16 protein-coding genes, 4 tRNA genes and 1 other RNA gene are annotated in these 17,106 nt (G+C 53.2%); 8 read left to right on the top strand and 13 right to left on the bottom strand.

Annotation, left to right across the window (positions count from 1 at the left end):
- The first annotated feature begins 104 nt into the window (after positions 1-104).
- Complete coding sequence (gene cysM, locus O6D90_RS06855; protein ID WP_016153930.1) at positions 105-1,016, top strand: cysteine synthase CysM; 912 nt, start codon at positions 105-107, stop codon at positions 1,014-1,016.
- 91 nt (positions 1,017-1,107) lie between these two features.
- Here the strand turns inward: cysM and O6D90_RS06860 are convergent, their stop codons facing one another.
- Positions 1,108-1,824, bottom strand: coding sequence for a GMP synthase (locus O6D90_RS06860; protein WP_016157091.1), 717 nt, complete (start codon positions 1,822-1,824; stop codon positions 1,108-1,110).
- 13 nt (positions 1,825-1,837) lie between these two features.
- Positions 1,838-3,130 (bottom strand): transcriptional regulator PtsJ, encoded by a 1,293-nt coding sequence (gene ptsJ / locus O6D90_RS06865; RefSeq protein WP_016157090.1) that lies wholly within the window; start codon positions 3,128-3,130, stop codon positions 1,838-1,840.
- A gap of 82 nt (positions 3,131-3,212) precedes the next feature.
- Between ptsJ and pdxK the strand changes: the two genes are divergently transcribed.
- Together pdxK and O6D90_RS06875 are read left to right on the top strand one after the other, a co-directional pair.
- Positions 3,213-4,079, top strand: a complete 867-nt coding sequence (pdxK, locus tag O6D90_RS06870; RefSeq protein ID WP_016157089.1) for a pyridoxine/pyridoxal/pyridoxamine kinase — start codon at positions 3,213-3,215, stop codon at positions 4,077-4,079.
- Positions 4,076-4,315 carry a hypothetical protein gene (locus O6D90_RS06875; RefSeq protein WP_016153926.1) on the top strand — a complete coding sequence of 80 codons (240 nt, stop codon included), beginning with the start codon at positions 4,076-4,078 and terminating at the stop codon, positions 4,313-4,315. The genes pdxK and O6D90_RS06875 overlap by 4 nt, the downstream gene beginning before the upstream one ends.
- Before the next feature lie 77 nt (positions 4,316-4,392).
- Here O6D90_RS06875 and crr read toward each other — a convergent pair whose 3' ends face one another.
- The 5 genes from crr to cysZ form a co-directional block, all read right to left on the bottom strand.
- Positions 4,393-4,902, bottom strand: coding sequence for a PTS glucose transporter subunit IIA (crr, locus tag O6D90_RS06880; protein ID WP_000522253.1), 510 nt, complete (start codon positions 4,900-4,902; stop codon positions 4,393-4,395).
- 40 nt (positions 4,903-4,942) lie between these two features.
- Positions 4,943-6,670, bottom strand: coding sequence for a phosphoenolpyruvate-protein phosphotransferase PtsI (gene ptsI, locus O6D90_RS06885; protein WP_016153925.1), 1,728 nt, complete (start codon positions 6,668-6,670; stop codon positions 4,943-4,945).
- A gap of 45 nt (positions 6,671-6,715) precedes the next feature.
- Positions 6,716-6,973, bottom strand: coding sequence for a phosphocarrier protein Hpr (gene ptsH / locus O6D90_RS06890; protein ID WP_002913505.1), 258 nt, complete (start codon positions 6,971-6,973; stop codon positions 6,716-6,718).
- 383 nt (positions 6,974-7,356) lie between these two features.
- Positions 7,357-8,328 carry a cysteine synthase A gene (gene cysK / locus O6D90_RS06895; protein ID WP_218731548.1) on the bottom strand — a complete coding sequence of 324 codons (972 nt, stop codon included), beginning with the start codon at positions 8,326-8,328 and terminating at the stop codon, positions 7,357-7,359.
- Between the two features lie 163 nt (positions 8,329-8,491).
- Positions 8,492-9,253 (bottom strand): sulfate transporter CysZ, encoded by a 762-nt coding sequence (gene cysZ / locus O6D90_RS06900; RefSeq protein ID WP_016153924.1) that lies wholly within the window; start codon positions 9,251-9,253, stop codon positions 8,492-8,494.
- 230 nt (positions 9,254-9,483) lie between these two features.
- On the opposite strand from cysZ, the gene zipA reads away from it, so the two are divergent.
- The 3 genes from zipA (at position 9,484) to O6D90_RS06915 (ending at position 12,783) form a co-directional block, all read left to right on the top strand.
- Complete coding sequence (zipA, locus tag O6D90_RS06905; RefSeq protein WP_016157088.1) at positions 9,484-10,476, top strand: cell division protein ZipA; 993 nt, start codon at positions 9,484-9,486, stop codon at positions 10,474-10,476.
- 71 nt (positions 10,477-10,547) lie between these two features.
- Entirely contained in the window at positions 10,548-12,563 is a 2,016-nt protein-coding gene (gene ligA / locus O6D90_RS06910) for an NAD-dependent DNA ligase LigA (RefSeq protein WP_016157087.1), read from the top strand.
- Between the two features lies 1 nt (position 12,564).
- Positions 12,565-12,783 (top strand): DUF3820 family protein, encoded by a 219-nt coding sequence (locus O6D90_RS06915; RefSeq protein WP_016153921.1) that lies wholly within the window; start codon positions 12,565-12,567, stop codon positions 12,781-12,783.
- Here O6D90_RS06915 and O6D90_RS06920 read toward each other — a convergent pair.
- Positions 12,780-13,778, bottom strand: a complete 999-nt coding sequence (locus tag O6D90_RS06920; protein WP_016157086.1) for a bile acid:sodium symporter family protein — start codon at positions 13,776-13,778, stop codon at positions 12,780-12,782. The genes O6D90_RS06915 and O6D90_RS06920 overlap by 4 nt on opposite strands.
- An 89-nt stretch (positions 13,779-13,867) precedes the next feature.
- Between O6D90_RS06920 and O6D90_RS06925 the strand changes: the two genes are divergently transcribed.
- A complete protein-coding gene (locus O6D90_RS06925) occupies positions 13,868-14,794 on the top strand; it encodes a LysR family transcriptional regulator (RefSeq protein WP_016153919.1) in 927 nt (308 codons plus the stop codon).
- An 80-nt stretch (positions 14,795-14,874) separates the two neighbouring features.
- On the opposite strand, the gene O6D90_RS06930 is transcribed toward O6D90_RS06925, so the two are convergent.
- The 5 genes from O6D90_RS06930 to O6D90_RS06950 form a co-directional block, all read right to left on the bottom strand.
- Positions 14,875-14,999: non-coding RNA, RtT sRNA (locus tag O6D90_RS06930), on the bottom strand.
- 29 nt (positions 15,000-15,028) lie between these two features.
- Positions 15,029-15,104 (bottom strand) — tRNA-Lys (locus O6D90_RS06935).
- 4 nt (positions 15,105-15,108) lie between these two features.
- Positions 15,109-15,184: transfer RNA gene (locus O6D90_RS06940), tRNA-Val, on the bottom strand.
- 46 nt (positions 15,185-15,230) lie between these two features.
- Positions 15,231-15,306, bottom strand: a tRNA-Val gene (locus O6D90_RS06945).
- 46 nt (positions 15,307-15,352) lie between these two features.
- Positions 15,353-15,428, bottom strand: a tRNA-Val gene (locus tag O6D90_RS06950).
- Between the two features lie 258 nt (positions 15,429-15,686).
- On the opposite strand from O6D90_RS06950, the gene gltX reads away from it, so the two are divergent.
- Positions 15,687-17,102, top strand: coding sequence for a glutamate--tRNA ligase (gene gltX / locus O6D90_RS06955; protein ID WP_016157085.1), 1,416 nt, complete (start codon positions 15,687-15,689; stop codon positions 17,100-17,102).
- Positions 17,103-17,106: the final 4 nt, after the last annotated feature.

Below are 17,106 nucleotides of genomic sequence, written 5' to 3' on the forward strand. Positions count from 1 at the left end.
TAGTTATCATCCGGTGGCGCTGCGCTTACCGGGCTTAACGGGTGGTGCATGACCTGTAAGCCGGGTAAGCGCAGCGCCACCCGGCATTTTATTGAGCTGAAAACGTGAACACATTAGAACAAACAATTGGCAATACGCCTCTGGTGAAATTACAACGTCTGACGGCGGATAACGGCAGTGAAATTTGGGTCAAGCTGGAAGGCAATAATCCCGCAGGTTCAGTGAAAGACCGCGCGGCGTTGTCGATGATCGTTGAAGCGGAAAAGCGCGGGGAAATTCAGCCAGGCGACGTGCTGATTGAGGCCACCAGCGGTAATACGGGTATAGCGCTGGCGATGATTGCCGCGCTGAAAGGCTACCGCATGAAGCTCCTGATGCCAGACAACATGAGCCAGGAGCGACGTGCGGCGATGCGTGCTTACGGGGCTGAACTGGTTCTGGTGACCAAAGAGCAGGGGATGGAAGGGGCGCGTGATTTAGCCCTTGAGATGGCGCAGCGCGGAGAAGGTAAACTTCTCGATCAGTTTAATAATCCTGATAACCCGTATGCGCACTACACGACTACCGGACCCGAAATCTGGCAGCAGACGTCAGGCCGTATTACCCATTTCGTCTCCAGCATGGGGACGACAGGCACCATTACCGGCGTATCGCGTTTTCTGCGTGAACAGGACAAACCCGTCACCATCGTTGGCCTGCAGCCGGAAGAAGGCAGTAGTATTCCGGGCATTCGTCGCTGGCCTGCGGAATATATGCCGGGCATTTTCAACGCCTCGCTGGTGGATGAGGTGCTGGATATTCATCAGAACGATGCGGAAAACACCATGCGTGAACTGGCCGTTCGCGAAGGGATTTTTTGCGGAGTGAGTTCTGGCGGCGCGGTTGCGGGCGCGTTACGCGTGGCGCGCGCGACACCGGGGGCGGTGGTGGTGGCGATCATCTGCGATCGCGGCGATCGCTACCTTTCCACCGGGGTCTTTGGCGAAGAGCATTTCAGCCAGGGATTAGGTATTTAATTTGTCGGCCTGATAAGCGTAGCGCTAGCAGGCAACCGTACGGCAGGATCGCCGGATGACGACGCAAAGCGTCTTCTCCGGCCCGCACTGTTCAATCGTTACGTTTTTCTACCAACTTATCAAGGAATTGCCACAGCGTCTCATTCATCTGCTGGTAATCCCAGGTGCGCATCTCTTCAACAGCGCGAATAAAGCGCTTCCCTTTCGCTTCGGCCAGTTCTTGCTCAGAGTGCTGAATTAATCCTTCGACCGCTTCGGCGGTAAACTCCATATGGCACTGAAAACCATAGACGAAATTACCGTATTGTACGATTTGTCGCGGACATCCCTCGCTTGTGGCAAGAATTGTCGCCTGGTCGGTCAATCCCGGCATGTCATTGTGCCAGTGACCCACGTTGAGCGGTGAGCCGAAATGGCTGAACAACGGATGCTGTTGGCCTGCCTCGGTCAGGGCGATCGGATAGTGACCAATCTCTTTTTCCGGGCTTTGGCACACCTTCGCGCCCAGTGCTTCGCCGATTAACTGCGACCCCAAACAGATCCCCACCACGATTTTTCGTGCCGCAATCGCCTGATTTATCAGATGCTGCTCTGCCTGAGAGTCAAAGTATGGGCACTCTGCGAGCGTGGTGCGGGGTGACTGCGGCCCACCAAATACCACCAGCATATCGAAGCCATCGGCATTAGCGGGAACAGTTTCTCCGGCGTAAACGCGCGACCAACTGATGGTATAGCCGCGTGATTCGGCCCACGGCAGGTACGCGCCAGCAGATTCGAAAGACTCATGAATAACAAAATGAACTCGCACTTTTTCTCTCCTGTTAGCGCTTTAGCGCCTGATGGATATCAGTCGCCAGCTTATCAATGTCGCTGTCTGCTAATGTTGACAGCGTAATGCGCAGGCCATGCGCAGGCGTATTGACGCCAAACACTTCGCCTTCACGTACCAGCCAGCCGGACTTTGCCAGCGCAAAAGCGATCGCCTGGCTGTTATCTTCTAGCGGCAGCCACAGATTAAGACCGTCGCTGTCGGGCAGCGTAATGGCATGAAGCCGCAGAGCCGCTGCCAGCTTTTGCTGCTGGGCGGCGTAAAACTGCTGAGTTTGCGCCAGCGTGTGTTGATAAGTCTCGTCACTCAGGCAGGCGCAGGCCAGATCCTGCAGCAGATGGCTGACCCACTGACTGCCGGCGTTGAGCCGTAAACGCAGTTTCGCGGAAGTGAGTGGATCGCTGGCGACGATGGCCAGGCGTAAATCCGGGCCTAAAGTTTTCGACATTGAGCGGACAATCGCCCAGTGCGTTGTTTCCTTCGCAATCACCGGATACCAACGGCATGCGGACAGCAGCGCAAAGTGGTCGTCGACGATCACCAGCGTCTGCGGATAGCGGGCCAGGATTTCCTGCAATTGCGCCGCGCGGGATGCACTCAGACTGCATCCTGTCGGATTATGGGCGCGCGGCGTCAGAATCACCGCCCGCGCGCCTTTCTGTAGCGCGATTTCCAGCATGTCTGGCTGCATGCCTTCGCTGTCAACGTTGACCGGACTGGCGGAGAATCCGGCATAACGCAGCATGTTGATGCTGCTCAAAAAGCATGGATCTTCTACCACAACGCTGTCGCCAGGCAGTAAATGGGCGCACAGCAGCCGCTCAATGGCATCAATGGCGCCGCTGGTGATATCAATTTCTCCCTTGGCTGGCATCGCATCTTGCATCCATTGCGCGGCCCACGCCTTAAGGCCGGGTGATACAGCGGCATCACCGTACAAACGAGGATTCTTATTTATTTGCGCGAAATAACGGCTGAGATCGGGAAGACGCGCGGGGGCTGGATTACCGCCGGAAAGATCGATAAGCGCGGTATCCGGATTGCCGCCTTCCAGCGCAACGGGGGCTGAAATCCCCTTGATTACCGTGCCGTTACGTCCCTGGCTTTGTGCCAGCCCGGAGGTGACCAGGCGTTTATAAGCCGCCGCGACAGTATTACGGTTAACGTTCAATGCTGTTGCCAGTTCACGCACCGGCGGCAACGTTTCTCCTGCTGCCAACGTGCCTGTAGCGACATGTTGACGAATACTGTCAAAAATTTCGTTAGCGGTTTTTCCGTCGATCATTATTGACCTATGACAAAATGAATTTTAGCATATGACGATAATAGTGAGGCGTAAGCCCGCTGTCCAGCGAGAGGAGAAATTTATGGAGCAGGGGAGTGATATTCAGTCAGTGCTCTTCGGCGACAAGCATCGGGCGTTACAGACCGATATCGTCGCCGTCCAGTCACAGGTGGTTTATGGCAGCGTAGGCAACAGCATCGCCGTTCCGGCCATTAAAGCGCAGGGATTACGCGTGACGGCAGTGCCTACGGTGCTGTTCAGTAATACCCCGCATTATGAAACATTTTACGGCGGTGTTATTCCGTCCGACTGGTTTAGCGGGTATCTCCGCGCCTTGAATGAGCGTGATGCTTTGCGCGAGCTGAAGGCGGTGACTACAGGCTATATGGGCAGTGCAGAGCAAATCGCTCTATTAGCACAGTGGCTGGAAACGGTGCGGGCTACGCATCCGACAGTGTGCATTTTGGTTGACCCGGTGATTGGCGATACGGACAGCGGTATGTATGTAAAAGCTGAAATTCCGCAGGCCTACCGTCAGCACTTGCTGCCGCTGGCTCAGGGACTGACGCCGAACGTGTTTGAACTGCAAATGCTGAGCGGAAAGCCGTGTCGTACGCTTGATGAAGCCATCACGGCGGCGCAATCGCTGCTTACCGAAACGCTGAAATGGGTGGTGATCACCAGCGCGCCGGGGGATAGCGAAGATATTATTAACGTGGCGGTAGTGACGGCTGAAACGGTTGAGGTGTTCGCTCATCCACGGGTTAAAACGGATCTGAAGGGAACTGGCGATCTGTTTTGTGCTGAGCTGGTGAGCGGTATTGTGCTGGGTAAAGCGCTGACAACCGCGACGCACGATGCAGCTCAGCGCGTACTGGAAGTGATGAAATGGACCAATCTGTGCGGTTGTGATGAGTTAATTCTGCCACCGGCAGGGGAGGCGCGATGAAGAGTTACCGGCTGGTGGTTCGCCAGAATGGGCGTATGGTTGGACATTTTGACACCAGCGGGGCAACGGCGCTGGAAGATATCTGTGTGGCGCGGGCCATGTTTGGCATCGCGGGTGGCTACAATTGTGAACTGTTAGTGGCGGATTCGGAGCGACGGATGCTGGAAAGCGGGCCGGAAGGGATGAAAATCCTGATGCGCGAGGCGTGTTACCGACCAGTCACCTCACAAATTTAGCGTTATCCGGCAGATTTTGAGGTCTGCCAGATAAAAAAAATGGCGCCACCAGGCGCCATTCTTCTCAGCAGCAAGAATTACTTCTTGATGCGGATAACCGGAGTTTCACCCACTGTCACGCTACCGGACAGTTTGATCAGCTCTTTGATTTCGTCCATGTTGGAGATAACAACCGGAGTCAGGGTAGACTTGGCTTTTTCTTCCAGCAGCGGCAGATCGAATTCAATAACCGGGTCGCCCACTTTAACGCGCTGACCTTCTTCAGCGATGCGCTTAAAGCCTTCGCCTTTCAGTTCAACGGTATCAATACCGAAGTGAACAAACAGCTCAATGCCGCTGTCGGATTCGATAGAGAAAGCGTGGTTGGTTTCAAAGATTTTGCCGATGGTGCCATCAACAGGGGCGACCATTTTGTTACCGGTTGGTTTGATAGCGATGCCATCACCAACGATTTTTTCAGCAAAAACTACATCCGGCACGTCTTCGATGTTGACGATCTCGCCAGAGAGCGGAGCAACAATCTCAATAGTTCCGGTGTCTTTCTTATCATCAGAAACCAGAGATTTCAGTTTATCGAACAAACCCATGATCTTCTCCTAAGCAGTAAATTGGGCCGCATCTCGTGGATTAGCAGATTGTTTTTTCTTCAATGAACTTGTTAACCAGCGTCATTAACTCGTCCGTTGTCGGTTGAGCAAGAGCCTGCTCTGCTAACACCTTCGCATCTTCGAAGTTCGTGTTACGGATAATCTTCTTAATGCGCGGGATAGAAATGGCGCTCATAGAGAATTCGTCCAGACCCATCCCCAGCAACAGAAGTGTAGCACGTTCGTCGCCTGCAAGCTCACCACACATGCCAGTCCATTTGCCTTCCGCATGAGAAGCATCAATAACTTGCTTGATCAGCGTCAGCACAGATGGCGACATCGGTTGGTAAAGGTGTGAAATCATATCATTACCACGGTCAACTGCCAGGGTGTACTGCGTTAAATCATTGGTGCCGATACTAAAGAAATCAACTTCTTTGGCTAAATGACGCGCAATTGTTGCCGCTGCCGGTGTTTCCACCATCACGCCAATCTCAATGCTTTCGTCAAATGCTTTACCTTCGTCGCGCAGTTCCTGTTTGTAGATTTCGATCTCTTTGCGTAGTGCGCGCACTTCTTCAACAGAGATGATCATTGGGAACATGATGCGCAGTTTGCCGAAAGCAGAGGCGCGCAGGATTGCGCGAACCTGATCCCGCAGGATCTCTTTACGATCCATGGCGATACGTACGGCACGCCAGCCCAGGAACGGGTTCTCTTCTTTCGGGAAGTTCATGTACGGCAGCTCTTTATCGCCGCCGATGTCCATGGTACGGACGATGACCGCCTGAGAGCCACAGGCTTCAGCAACGGCTTTATATGCGGCAAACTGTTCTTCTTCAGTCGGCAGCGATTCACGGTCCATGAACAGGAATTCGGTGCGGTACAGACCAACACCTTCGGCGCCATTACGCTCAGCGCCTTCAACGTCACGAACGGTACCGATGTTGGCGCAAACTTCTACCTGATGTCCGTCCAGCGTGATAGCCGGGAGATCTTTCAGCTTAGCAAGTTCCGCTTTCTCGGTAGCAACCTGCTCCTGAACGGCGCGCAGTTGCTCAATAACTTCGTTGGTCGGATTGACGTAAACCTGGTTGTTTACGGCATCCAGAATCAGATAGTCGTCGTTTTTAACCTGAGAGGTGACGCTACCCGTACCTACGATGGCTGGCAGTTCCAGAGAACGCGCCATGATAGAAGTATGGGAAGTCCGTCCGCCCGCGTCGGTGATGAAACCCAGCACCTTGTTCAGGTTCAGCTGTGCGGTTTCTGACGGGGTCAGGTCTGCGGCTACCAGGATAACTTCTTCCTGAATAGCGCTCAGGTCGATAATAGCCAGACCCAGGATGTTACGCAGCAGGCGTTTACCGATGTCACGTACGTCAGCCGCACGTTCTTTCAGGTATTCATCATCCAGCTCTTCAAGGGCTGTGGCCTGACCTTCGATAACTTCATGCGCAGCTGCATCAGCCGTCATGTGCTTATCTTTAATCAGGGCTATGATTTCCTGCTCCAGCTCCTCATCTTCGAGCAGCATGATATGCCCTTCAAAGATGGCTTCTTTTTCTTCACCGAACGTTTCACCAGCTTTGGTTTTGATCGCTTCCAGTTGCGCAGATGCCTTGGCACGACCGCTCAGAAAACGTTCAACTTCCTGATCAACCTTGTCGGCAGAAATTTTTTTCCGGTCAATGACGATCTCGTCTTCTTTCAGCAGCAATGCTTTACCGAAAGCGATACCCGGGGATGCTAAAATGCCTGAAATCATAACCCTACCTTACTTGTGACTGATATTTAAAAGAACTCGTTGAACTTACTCGAGTTCAGCCATCAGTTTAACCAGATGCTCAACTGCTTTCTGCTCGTCTTCACCTTCTGCGGACAGGGTGACAACGGTACCCTGAGTCAGGCCCAGAGTCTGCAGTTTAAACAGGCTTTTGGCGCTAGCGCTTTTGCCGTTGGAAGTCACAGTAATTTCAGAAGTAAAGCCTTTTGCTTCTTTAACAAACTGAGCAGCAGGGCGAGTATGCAGACCGTTCGGAGCGGTAATGGTAACTTCTTGCTGGAACATTATATTTCCCCAACTTATAGGTTTAGTGTTGTGGAACTAAAGTCTAGCCTGGCGGTTCAACTTTAGCCTGTATTGTTAGCATCGGCGTAAACTGGACGCGACACAAAAGGAGTTCGGTGCAATCCGTTGCTGGCAACTTCTTGCCGCTGACGTTTCGTTCGTCATTAAACATTATGCCGCGAAAGGAAGAGTTGAACCAAATCATAAAATCGATTCAGCTAGCGCTTTTCCTGTAACGATTAATTTCGCGCATCAAAATAATTAGTTTGGTTAAATACCAGTTCCGGCGGGTTGAATCAATGCCAGGAGAGTTGAAAATTTGAAGCAGGCCACAAAAAAGCACCCCAAAGGGTGCTTTTTTACGCGTTTTTAACATGCTGGCATTACTGTTGCAGTTCTTTCTCTGTGAAGAGATCGGCAAACAGTGCAGTGCTCAGATAACGCTCACCCGATGACGGTAGGATAACCACAATATTCTTATTGGTAAAGGATTCATCTTCCTGGAGCTTAAGCGCGGCAGCCACGGCTGCGCCAGAAGAGATCCCCGCCAGAATACCTTCTTCTTCCATCAGGCGGCGCGCGGTAGAAATAGCTTCATCATTGGTGATGGCAACGACTTTATCGATAAGCTTCAGATCAAGGTTGCCAGGAATGAAGCCCGCGCCAATACCCTGAATTTTATGCGGGCCAGGTTTGAGTTCTTCACCCGCCAATGCCTGGGCGATAACAGGGGAGTCAGTAGGTTCTACCGCGACGGTGATCAGGTCGGTTTTGCCTTTAGTGCCTTTAATGTAACGGGTCACGCCAGTTAGCGTACCGCCGGTGCCGACACCGGAAATAAAGACATCAACCTGGCCATCGGTATCTTCCCAGATTTCCGGGCCGGTGGTTTTTTCGTGAATTTCCGGGTTCGCCGGGTTGCTGAACTGCTGCAGCAGCAGGAATTTTTCCGGATCGCTGGCTACGATTTCTTCCGCTTTCTGAATTGCGCCCTTCATACCTTTTGCGCCTTCAGTCAGCACCAGGTTCGAGCCCAGCGCTTTTAAGAGCTTGCGGCGCTCAATGCTCATGGTTTCCGGCATGGTCAGAGTCAGTTTGTAACCACGGGCGGCGGCAACGTAGGCCAGCGCAATCCCCGTGTTGCCGCTGGTCGGTTCTACCAGCTCAACGCCCGGTTTCAGTACACCACGTTTTTCGGCATCCCAAATCATATTGGCACCGATACGGCATTTGACGCTAAAGCTTGGGTTGCGTGATTCCACCTTCGCCAGAATGCGTCCGTTACCGATACGGTTCAGTCGAACCAGCGGCGTATGACCGATAGTCAGCGAGTTATCTTCAAAAATCTTACTCATGGCCTGTCCTTAACTGTATGAAATTGGGATACCGCTTCAGCATACCTGTTGAGAAAGTATGGGGAAGTAAGGAATTCGCATATCTATATGCTGATGAGAAATAATGCGTAGCAGTATGGAATAAGAGCGGGCATAAGCCAGCCCGCTTTTACACATTTTTGCATTACTTCCATAACGCATGCTTAGCACGATAGCAGTCTACCCACATCGCCGTGGCACCACAAACCGCTACCGGCATGATGAACAGATTGAGCACCGGAATCATGGTGAACAGGCTGGTCAATGCGCCAAACTGCATATTGGTCACCTTGCGCGTGCGCAGCGCGACGCGCATCTCCTTAAAAGGGACCTTATGGTTATCAAAAGGATAATCGCAGTACTGAATAGCCAGCATCCACGCGCTGAACAGGAACCACAGGACCGGGGCGACGGTCTGCCCAATGCCAGGAATAAAATAGAGAATCAGCAATACGAAGGCGCGCGGGAGATACCACGCCAGCTTTTGCCATTCGCGTTTCATAATGCGCGGAACGTCTTTCATAATGCCGAGAATGCCGGTGTCGGGCGGTGTTGCGCCCGTTAAGCGCGCTTCCAGCTGTTCAGCCAGCAGACCGTTAAACGGTGCGGCGATCCAGTTGGCGATAGTGGAGAACAGGTAGCCGAACACCAACAGCACGGAAATGGTCACAATCGGCCACAGTAAATAGCTGAGCCACTGAAGCCAGTCAGGGACGTGACTCATCAGCGCGGGAACCCAGTTACCGAGTTGTGTAAATAACCACCAGAATGCGCCGCCCATCAGCAGGATATTCACCAGCAAAGGCAGAATAACAAAACGACGAATGCCCGGTTGGGTGATGAGCTTCCATCCCTGAGAAAAGTAATAAAGGCCGCTGCGAGGTACAACTGCAGATGATGAAACCATGGTCAGGACGTACTCCTTGTTATATAAGCTCTGGTAAACTGTGCGTATCTTACCGGGTTGTTGAGCGTTAAGCTGTTCGGAAATGTTCGAAAAAACAGCAAAAAGCACAATTTTGTTCATCTTTATGCCGTGAAAGCCAAGAGTACACTTGCACTTGGCGTAATCGACAAATACTCTTAGTGAGTAAATGTTTGCCGTGGTGGCAAGGTGTTAGAACAACAGAGAATATAATGATGCAGGATTTGCGTCTGATATTAATCATTGTTGGCGCGATCGCCATAATCGCTTTACTGGTACATGGTTTTTGGACTAGCCGTAAAGAGCGGTCTTCTATATTCCGCGATCGCCCACTGAAACGCATGAAGTCTAAACGTGAAGACGAGGATTCGTTCGACGACAACGTCGAGGAAGACGAAGGCGTGGGTGAAGTTCGCGTTCATCGTGTGAATCATGCTCCCGGTAATGCGCAGGAACATGGTGTTCCTCCTCAGTCGCCGCAACACCAGTACCAGCCGCCTTATGCGTCTGCTCAGCCGCGTCAGCCTGCGCAGCAGCCTGCACAAGCGCCGGTACCGCCGCCGCATGTTCAGCAGCAGCCTGTACAACCGCAGCAGCCGGTGCAACATCAGCCTGTTCAGCAGCCACCTGTGCAGCAACCTGTTGCCCCGCAGGTTCAGCAACCTGCTCAGCAAGCACCGCAACCTGCGCCGCAGACCTTCCAGCCAGCAGAGCCTGTTGTTGAACATCAACCGCAGCCCGAGCCGGTAGTAGAAGAAGCGCCTGTTGCTGAAAAACCGCAGCGTAAAGAAGCGGTCATCATTATGAACGTTGCGGCTCATCATGGTAGCGAGCTCAACGGGGAAGTGCTGCTCAACAGCATTCAGCAGGCCGGTTTCAAATTTGGCGATATGAATATTTTCCATCGTCATTTGAGCCCGGATGGCAGCGGTCCGTCGCTGTTCAGCCTCGCTAATATGGTTAATCCGGGAACGTTTGACCCAGAAATGACGGGCGACTTCAGCACCCCTGGTGTGACTATTTTTATGCAGGTTCCGTCCTACGGGGACGAGCTGCAAAACTTTAAGCTGATGCTGCAGTCCGCACAGCACATTGCCGATGAAGTGGGTGGTGTGGTGCTCGACGATCAACGTCGCATGATGACGCCGCAGAAACTGCGCGAGTATCAGGACCGCATCCGCGAAGTTAAAGAATCTCGCGCCTGATTTTCCTCTGGCGTGACATTTCCTTTCTAAACCCCCGCCTGTCGGGGGTTTTTTATCATTGATGGTGCGATATGGAATCAATCGAACAACAACTGACAGAACTGCGAACCACGCTTCGCCATCATGAGTATCTCTACCATGTGATGGACGCGCCGGAAATTCCCGATGCGGAATACGATCGCCTGATGCGCGAACTGCGCGAGCTGGAAGCGCAGCATCCGGACCTTGTTACCCCCGACTCGCCAACCCAACGCGTTGGCGCCGCGCCGTTAACCGCGTTCAGCCAGATTCGTCATGAAGTGCCGATGCTGTCGCTGGATAACGTGTTTGATGAAGAGAGTTTTCTCGCCTTCAACAAGCGCGTGCAGGACAGACTAAAGAGTACCGATAAACTGACCTGGTGCTGTGAACTGAAACTGGACGGCCTGGCAGTCAGTATCCTGTATGAAAACGGTGTGCTGGTCAGCGCCGCAACGCGTGGTGATGGCACCACGGGTGAGGATATTACCTCTAACGTGCGCACCATTCGCGCAATCCCGTTAAAACTGCGTGGCGAAAACATCCCTTCACGTCTGGAAGTGCGCGGTGAAGTGTTCCTGCCGCAGGCCGGATTTGAAAAAATTAACGAAGAGGCCCGCCGCACTGGCAACAAAGTGTTTGCTAACCCGCGTAACGCAGCGGCCGGTTCATTGCGCCAGCTCGATCCGCGTATCACAGCGAAGCGACCGCTTACTTTCTTCTGCTATGGCGTTGGTGTGTTGGAAGGCGGCACGCTGCCAGATACCCATCTGGGCCGCCTGCTGCAATTTAAAAAGTGGGGCCTGCCGGTAAGCGACAGAGTGGCGCTTTGCGACTCCCCGGAGGAAGTACTTGCTTACTATCACAAGGTTGAAGAAGACCGACCAACGCTGGGATTTGATATCGATGGCGTGGTGATCAAAGTCAACTCCATGGCGTTGCAGGAGCAACTGGGCTTTGTTGCCCGCGCGCCGCGCTGGGCTGTGGCCTTTAAGTTCCCGGCACAGGAGCAGATGACTTTCGTACGCGATGTTGAGTTTCAGGTTGGACGTACCGGGGCGATTACGCCCGTCGCTCGCCTTGAGCCGGTCCAGGTTGCCGGGGTGCTGGTCAGTAACGCAACGCTGCATAACGCTGATGAAATCGAGCGTCTGGGGTTGCGTATTGGCGATAAAGTCGTCATTCGCCGTGCGGGCGATGTCATCCCGCAGGTGGTGAACGTCGTGCTTTCTGAACGCCCGGAAGATACCCGCGAAATTGTGTTTCCAGCGCATTGTCCGGTTTGCAACTCTGATGTTGAACGTGTGGAAGGCGAAGCGGTCACTCGCTGCACCGGCGGTTTAATCTGTGGAGCACAGCGTAAGGAATCGCTGAAACACTTTGTTTCCCGCCGCGCGCTCGACGTTGACGGTATGGGCGACAAAATTATCGATCAACTGGTCGAGAAAGAGTATGTCCACACGCCGGCGGATCTTTTCACCCTGACCGCCGGTAAACTGACGGGGCTTGATCGTATGGGGCCGAAGTCGGCGCAAAACGTGGTCAACGCGCTGGAAAAAGCGAAAGAAACCACGTTTGCCCGTTTCCTCTATGCGCTAGGCATTCGTGAAGTCGGCGAAGCCACGGCTGCAGGTCTGGCGGCGTATTTTGGCACGCTCGACGCGCTGGAAGCCGCTTCCATTGAAGAGCTGCAAAAAGTGCCGGATGTCGGCATCGTGGTGGCGACGCACGTGTTTAATTTCTTCGCCGAGGAGAGCAACCGCGAGGTGATTGTTCAACTGCTGGCGCAGGGGATCCACTGGCCAGCGCCGGTGGTCATTAACGCTGAAGAAATCGACAGCCCCTTCGCAGGTAAAACGGTGGTGCTGACCGGGAGCCTGAGCCTGATGTCGCGCGATGACGCCAAAGCGAGACTGACCGAGTTAGGTGCAAAAGTGGCCGGTAGCGTGTCGAAGAAAACCGATCTGGTGATTGCCGGTGAAGCGGCGGGTTCGAAACTGGCAAAAGCACAGGAACTGGGTATTGCCGTGATCGATGAAGCTGAAATGATCCGCTTACTGGGTGCCTGAGATGGAAAAAGAGCAGCTGGTTGACATCGCCAATACTGTGATGCCCTTTGGCAAATATAAAGGGCGTCGGTTGATTGATGTCCCGGAAGAGTATCTGCTGTGGTTTGCCCGTAAGGATGAATTCCCGCCGGGCAAGCTTGGCGAGCTGATGCAAATCACACTGCTGATTAAAACTGAGGGGCTGACGCAACTGGTGCAGCCCCTGAAACGTCCTCTTTAAGCCTTCGCGGCGCGGCTTTTCTGTTGCGCCTGCAATGCGTCCGTCTGTTGCTTGTAGCGACGCGCTAGCACGGCGCACACCATTAGCTGTATTTGATGGAAGATCATCAACGGCAGCACCATCATCCCAATCACCGAAGTTGGGAACAAAATATTTGCCATTGGGATCCCGTTCGCCAGGCTCTTTTTCGAACCGCAGAACACAATGGTGATTTCATCAGCTTTGTTAAAGCCGCATTTGCGCGCAACAAAGACATTTATGCCAATCACGATTGCCAGCAGTATGATGCTGACCACCACGATAAACAGCAGTGAACCCACCCCCACTTTGTGCCAGATCCCGTTAACGACGGCTTCACTGAAGGCGGAGTACACCACCAGCAAAATAGAGGATTGATCCGTTTTCGCGATCCATTTTTTATGTCGAGAAACCCAGTTTCCAATCCACGGACGTGAAAGGTGACCCAGCACGAACGGCAGCAGCAGCTGCAACATGATTTTTCCCACCTGCTCCAGGCTACCTTCTGCGCCGTGCATATTCATCACCAGCCCTACCAGCAGCGGCGAGAGAAAAATACCCAGCAGACTGGAGGCCGAAGCAGAACAAACGGCGGCGGCAACGTTACCGCCCGCCAGCGACGTAAAAGCGATGGCTGACTGCACAGTGGCAGGCAAAATACACAGGTACAGGAAACCGGTGTACAGCATCGGGTCAACGTTGACCGGCGCCCACCAGGCGAACAGAACGCCCAGAACCGGGAAGACAACAAACGTGCTGCACATCACCCACAGATGCAAACGCCAGTGGCTACCACCGGCAATAATGGCTTCACGCGAGAGTTTCGCTCCGTGCATAAAAAACAGCAGGGCAATGGCGGCGGTGGTTAAGCCTTCAAAGAAAGGCACAAAACTACCTTCGGCCGGGAAAAAGGACGCCAGCAAAACAACGGTAATCAGTGTTATCGTGAACGGATCAAGAATACGAAAAAGTTTCATAAAGACTCCTGAAATTCGGTAGTAACATTTTGCTTTTTTCCGTTTGAGAAATAAAATTGATTTATTGCATCCATATATGAATCAAATAGATGAATTACTCTCTGCGTCAGTTGCGTATCTTTGTCACCGTCGCTCAAGCCAAAAGCTTTAGCCGGGCGGGGGATATCATCGGCTTAAGCCAGTCGGCGGTCAGCCATAGTGTAAAAGAGCTGGAAGGGCAGACGGGTGTGCGGTTATTGGACAGAACGACGCGGGAAGTGGTGCTGACGGAGGCCGGACACCAGTTGGCGGCGCGGCTGGAACGTATTCTGGATGAATTGCACAGCACGCTGCGCGAAGCCGGACAGGTAGGAACGCAGTTAACCGGCACGGTGCGGGTTGCCGCCAGCCAGACGATCTCTGCTCATCTTATTCCGCAGTGTATTGCCCAGAGTAATCAGCTTTATCCGGCTATCGATTTTGTGCTGCACGACCGGCCACAGCAGTGGGTGCTGGAGAGTATTCGCCAGGGAGAAGTGGATTTTGGCATTGTGATTGATCCCGGCGCAGTCACCGATTTGCAGTGTGAAGCCGTGCTGTCCGAACCGTTCCTGCTGCTGTGTCGCCAGGATCATCCGTTAGCCCAACGAGAGTGGGTGAACTGGCAGGATTTGTATCACGAACGCCTGGTGCTACAGGATTATGCTTCCGGTAGTCGACCGCTGATCGACGCTGCGCTGGCCCATTTTTCCATTGATGCCAATATAGTTCAGGAGATTGGCCATCCCGCCACGCTGTTTCCGATGGTTGAGGCGGGGATTGGCATCAGCGTGCTGCCCGCGCTGGCGCTCCCCTTACCGCAGGGCAGTCACTTGCAGGTTAAGCGCCTGACGCCGGTTGTTGAACGGCAACTGATGCTGGCCCGACGTAAAAACCGCTCTTTATCAACCGCTGCTCAGGCGCTGTGGGATGTGGTGCGTATGCAGGCCAGTGAATTAACCGCAGCCCGCGCCCGCGATCCGTTGTATCAGTTATAACGCTCACGCTGATGGTTATCAGAGGGGAAATGGTTCTTCTCTGCATAGCAAAAAGGCGCCTTTAGGGCGCCTTTTTATATTGGTGGGTCGTGCAGGATGACTCGCTTCGCTCGCCCTTCGGGCCGTCGCCGTAAACGGCTCCGTTGTCTCACTGCGTTCGACTCGACCTGCTGCAGGTTCGAATCTTATAAATCGCAGATAGCAAAAAGGCGCCTTTAGGGCGCCTTTTTACATTGGTGGGTCGTGCAGGATTCGAACCTGCGACCAATTGATTAAAAGTCAACTGCTCTACCAACTGAGCTAACGACCCGAAGTGGTGGGTGATGACGGGATCGAACCGCCGACCCCCTCCTTGTAAGGGAGGTGCTCTCCCAGCTGAGCTAATCACCCACTTCGGTACTTCACATTTTAACAAGAAATCCAGCTGGCGAGAAAGTGGTGGGTGATGACGGGATCGAACCGCCGACCCCCTCCTTGTAAGGGAGGTGCTCTCCCAGCTGAGCTAATCACCCACTTCTCAATTTCTTGTTTTACACGGCGGAGACTACATAAAGTAGTTGGTGGGTGATGACGGGTTCGAACCGCCGACCCCCTCCTTGTAAGGGAGGTGCTCTCCCAGCTGAGCTAATCACCCCCGCTGTGTGGAGTCGCATTATAGGGAGAGTTGAAAATGAGTCAACGCATTTTCTAAAGAAATTGTTCGTTCGTCGTAAATTTAAACAAAACGATCGCAAAACAATCCGTGCGGCATGATTTGTATACGAAAATGGCAAAGCGTAATGTTCCAACCTGAACAACATTGAGGAATCAGACCACGGTGATAGAATACGAGCCTGATAATCTTCCCTGGATTTGCCGGTTGTCGGCATCTTTATAAACGTAAGGCCATTTCATGAAAATCAAAACTCGCTTCGCGCCAAGCCCGACAGGCTACCTGCACGTCGGCGGTGCGCGTACTGCTCTTTATTCCTGGCTTTTTGCACGCAACCATGGCGGTGAGTTTGTGCTGCGTATTGAAGACACCGATCTCGAACGCTCCACTCCGGAAGCTATTGAAGCCATTATGGATGGCATGAACTGGCTGAATCTGGAATGGGATGAAGGCCCGTACTTCCAGACCAAACGTTTTGATCGCTACAACGCGGTGATTGATGAAATGCTGGAAGCAGGCACTGCATATAAATGCTACTGCTCTAAAGAGCGTCTGGACGCGCTGCGCGAAGAGCAGATGGCGAACGGTGAGAAGCCGCGTTACGACGGCCGCTGCCGCCACGGCCACGAACATCATGCCGCTGATGAACCTTGCGTGGTACGTTTTGCCAACCCGAAGGACGGTTCCGTTATTTTTGACGACCAGATCCGTGGGCCGATCGAATTCAGCAACCAGGAGCTGGATGATTTGATCATTCGCCGTACCGACGGTTCCCCGACCTACAACTTCTGCGTTGTTGTCGACGACTGGGATATGGAAATCACCCACGTTATTCGTGGTGAAGACCATATCAACAACACTCCGCGTCAGATCAATATCCTGAAAGCGCTGAATGCGCCGGTGCCAGTTTACGCACACGTATCAATGATCAACGGTGACGATGGTAAAAAACTCTCCAAACGTCACGGTGCGGTCAGCGTTATGCAATACCGCGACGACGGTTACCTGCCGGAAGCGCTGCTGAACTATCTGGTGCGTCTGGGCTGGTCCAGTGGCGATCAGGAAATTTTCACCCGTGAAGAGATGATCAAACTGTTCTCCCTCGGTGCGGTGAGCAAGTCTGCGAGTGCGTTTAACACTGAAAAACTGCAGTGGCTGAACCATCACTATATTAATGCGCTGGCGCCGGAATATGTAGCAACCCATCTGCAGTGGCATATTGAGCAGGAAAATATCGATACCCGCGTAGGCCCGCAGCTGTCAGAGCTGGTTAAACTGCTCGGTGAGCGCTGCAAAACGCTGAAAGAGATGGCGCAGAGCTGCCGCTACTTCTACGAAGACTTTGCCGAGTTCGACGCTGATGCAGCGAAGAAACACCTGCGCCCGGTTGCGCGTCAGCCGCTGGAAGTGGTTCGCGACAAGCTGGCTGCGATTAGCGAGTGGACGGCAGAAAACGTGCACCATGCGATTCAGGCAACGGCTGATGAACTGGAAGTTGGCATGGGTAAAGTCGGGATGCCGCTGCGCGTAGCCGTTACCGGCGCGGGTCAGTCCCCGGCGTTAGACGTTACGGTGCATGCGATTGGTAAATTCCGCAGCATTGAGCGTATTAATAAAGCGCTGGCGTTTATTGCTGAGCGAGAAAGCCAGCAATAAGACT

This window comes from Citrobacter sp. 21OH12SH02A-Citro, from assembly GCF_027919895.1.
Lineage (GTDB): Bacteria > Pseudomonadota > Gammaproteobacteria > Enterobacterales > Enterobacteriaceae > Citrobacter > Citrobacter braakii.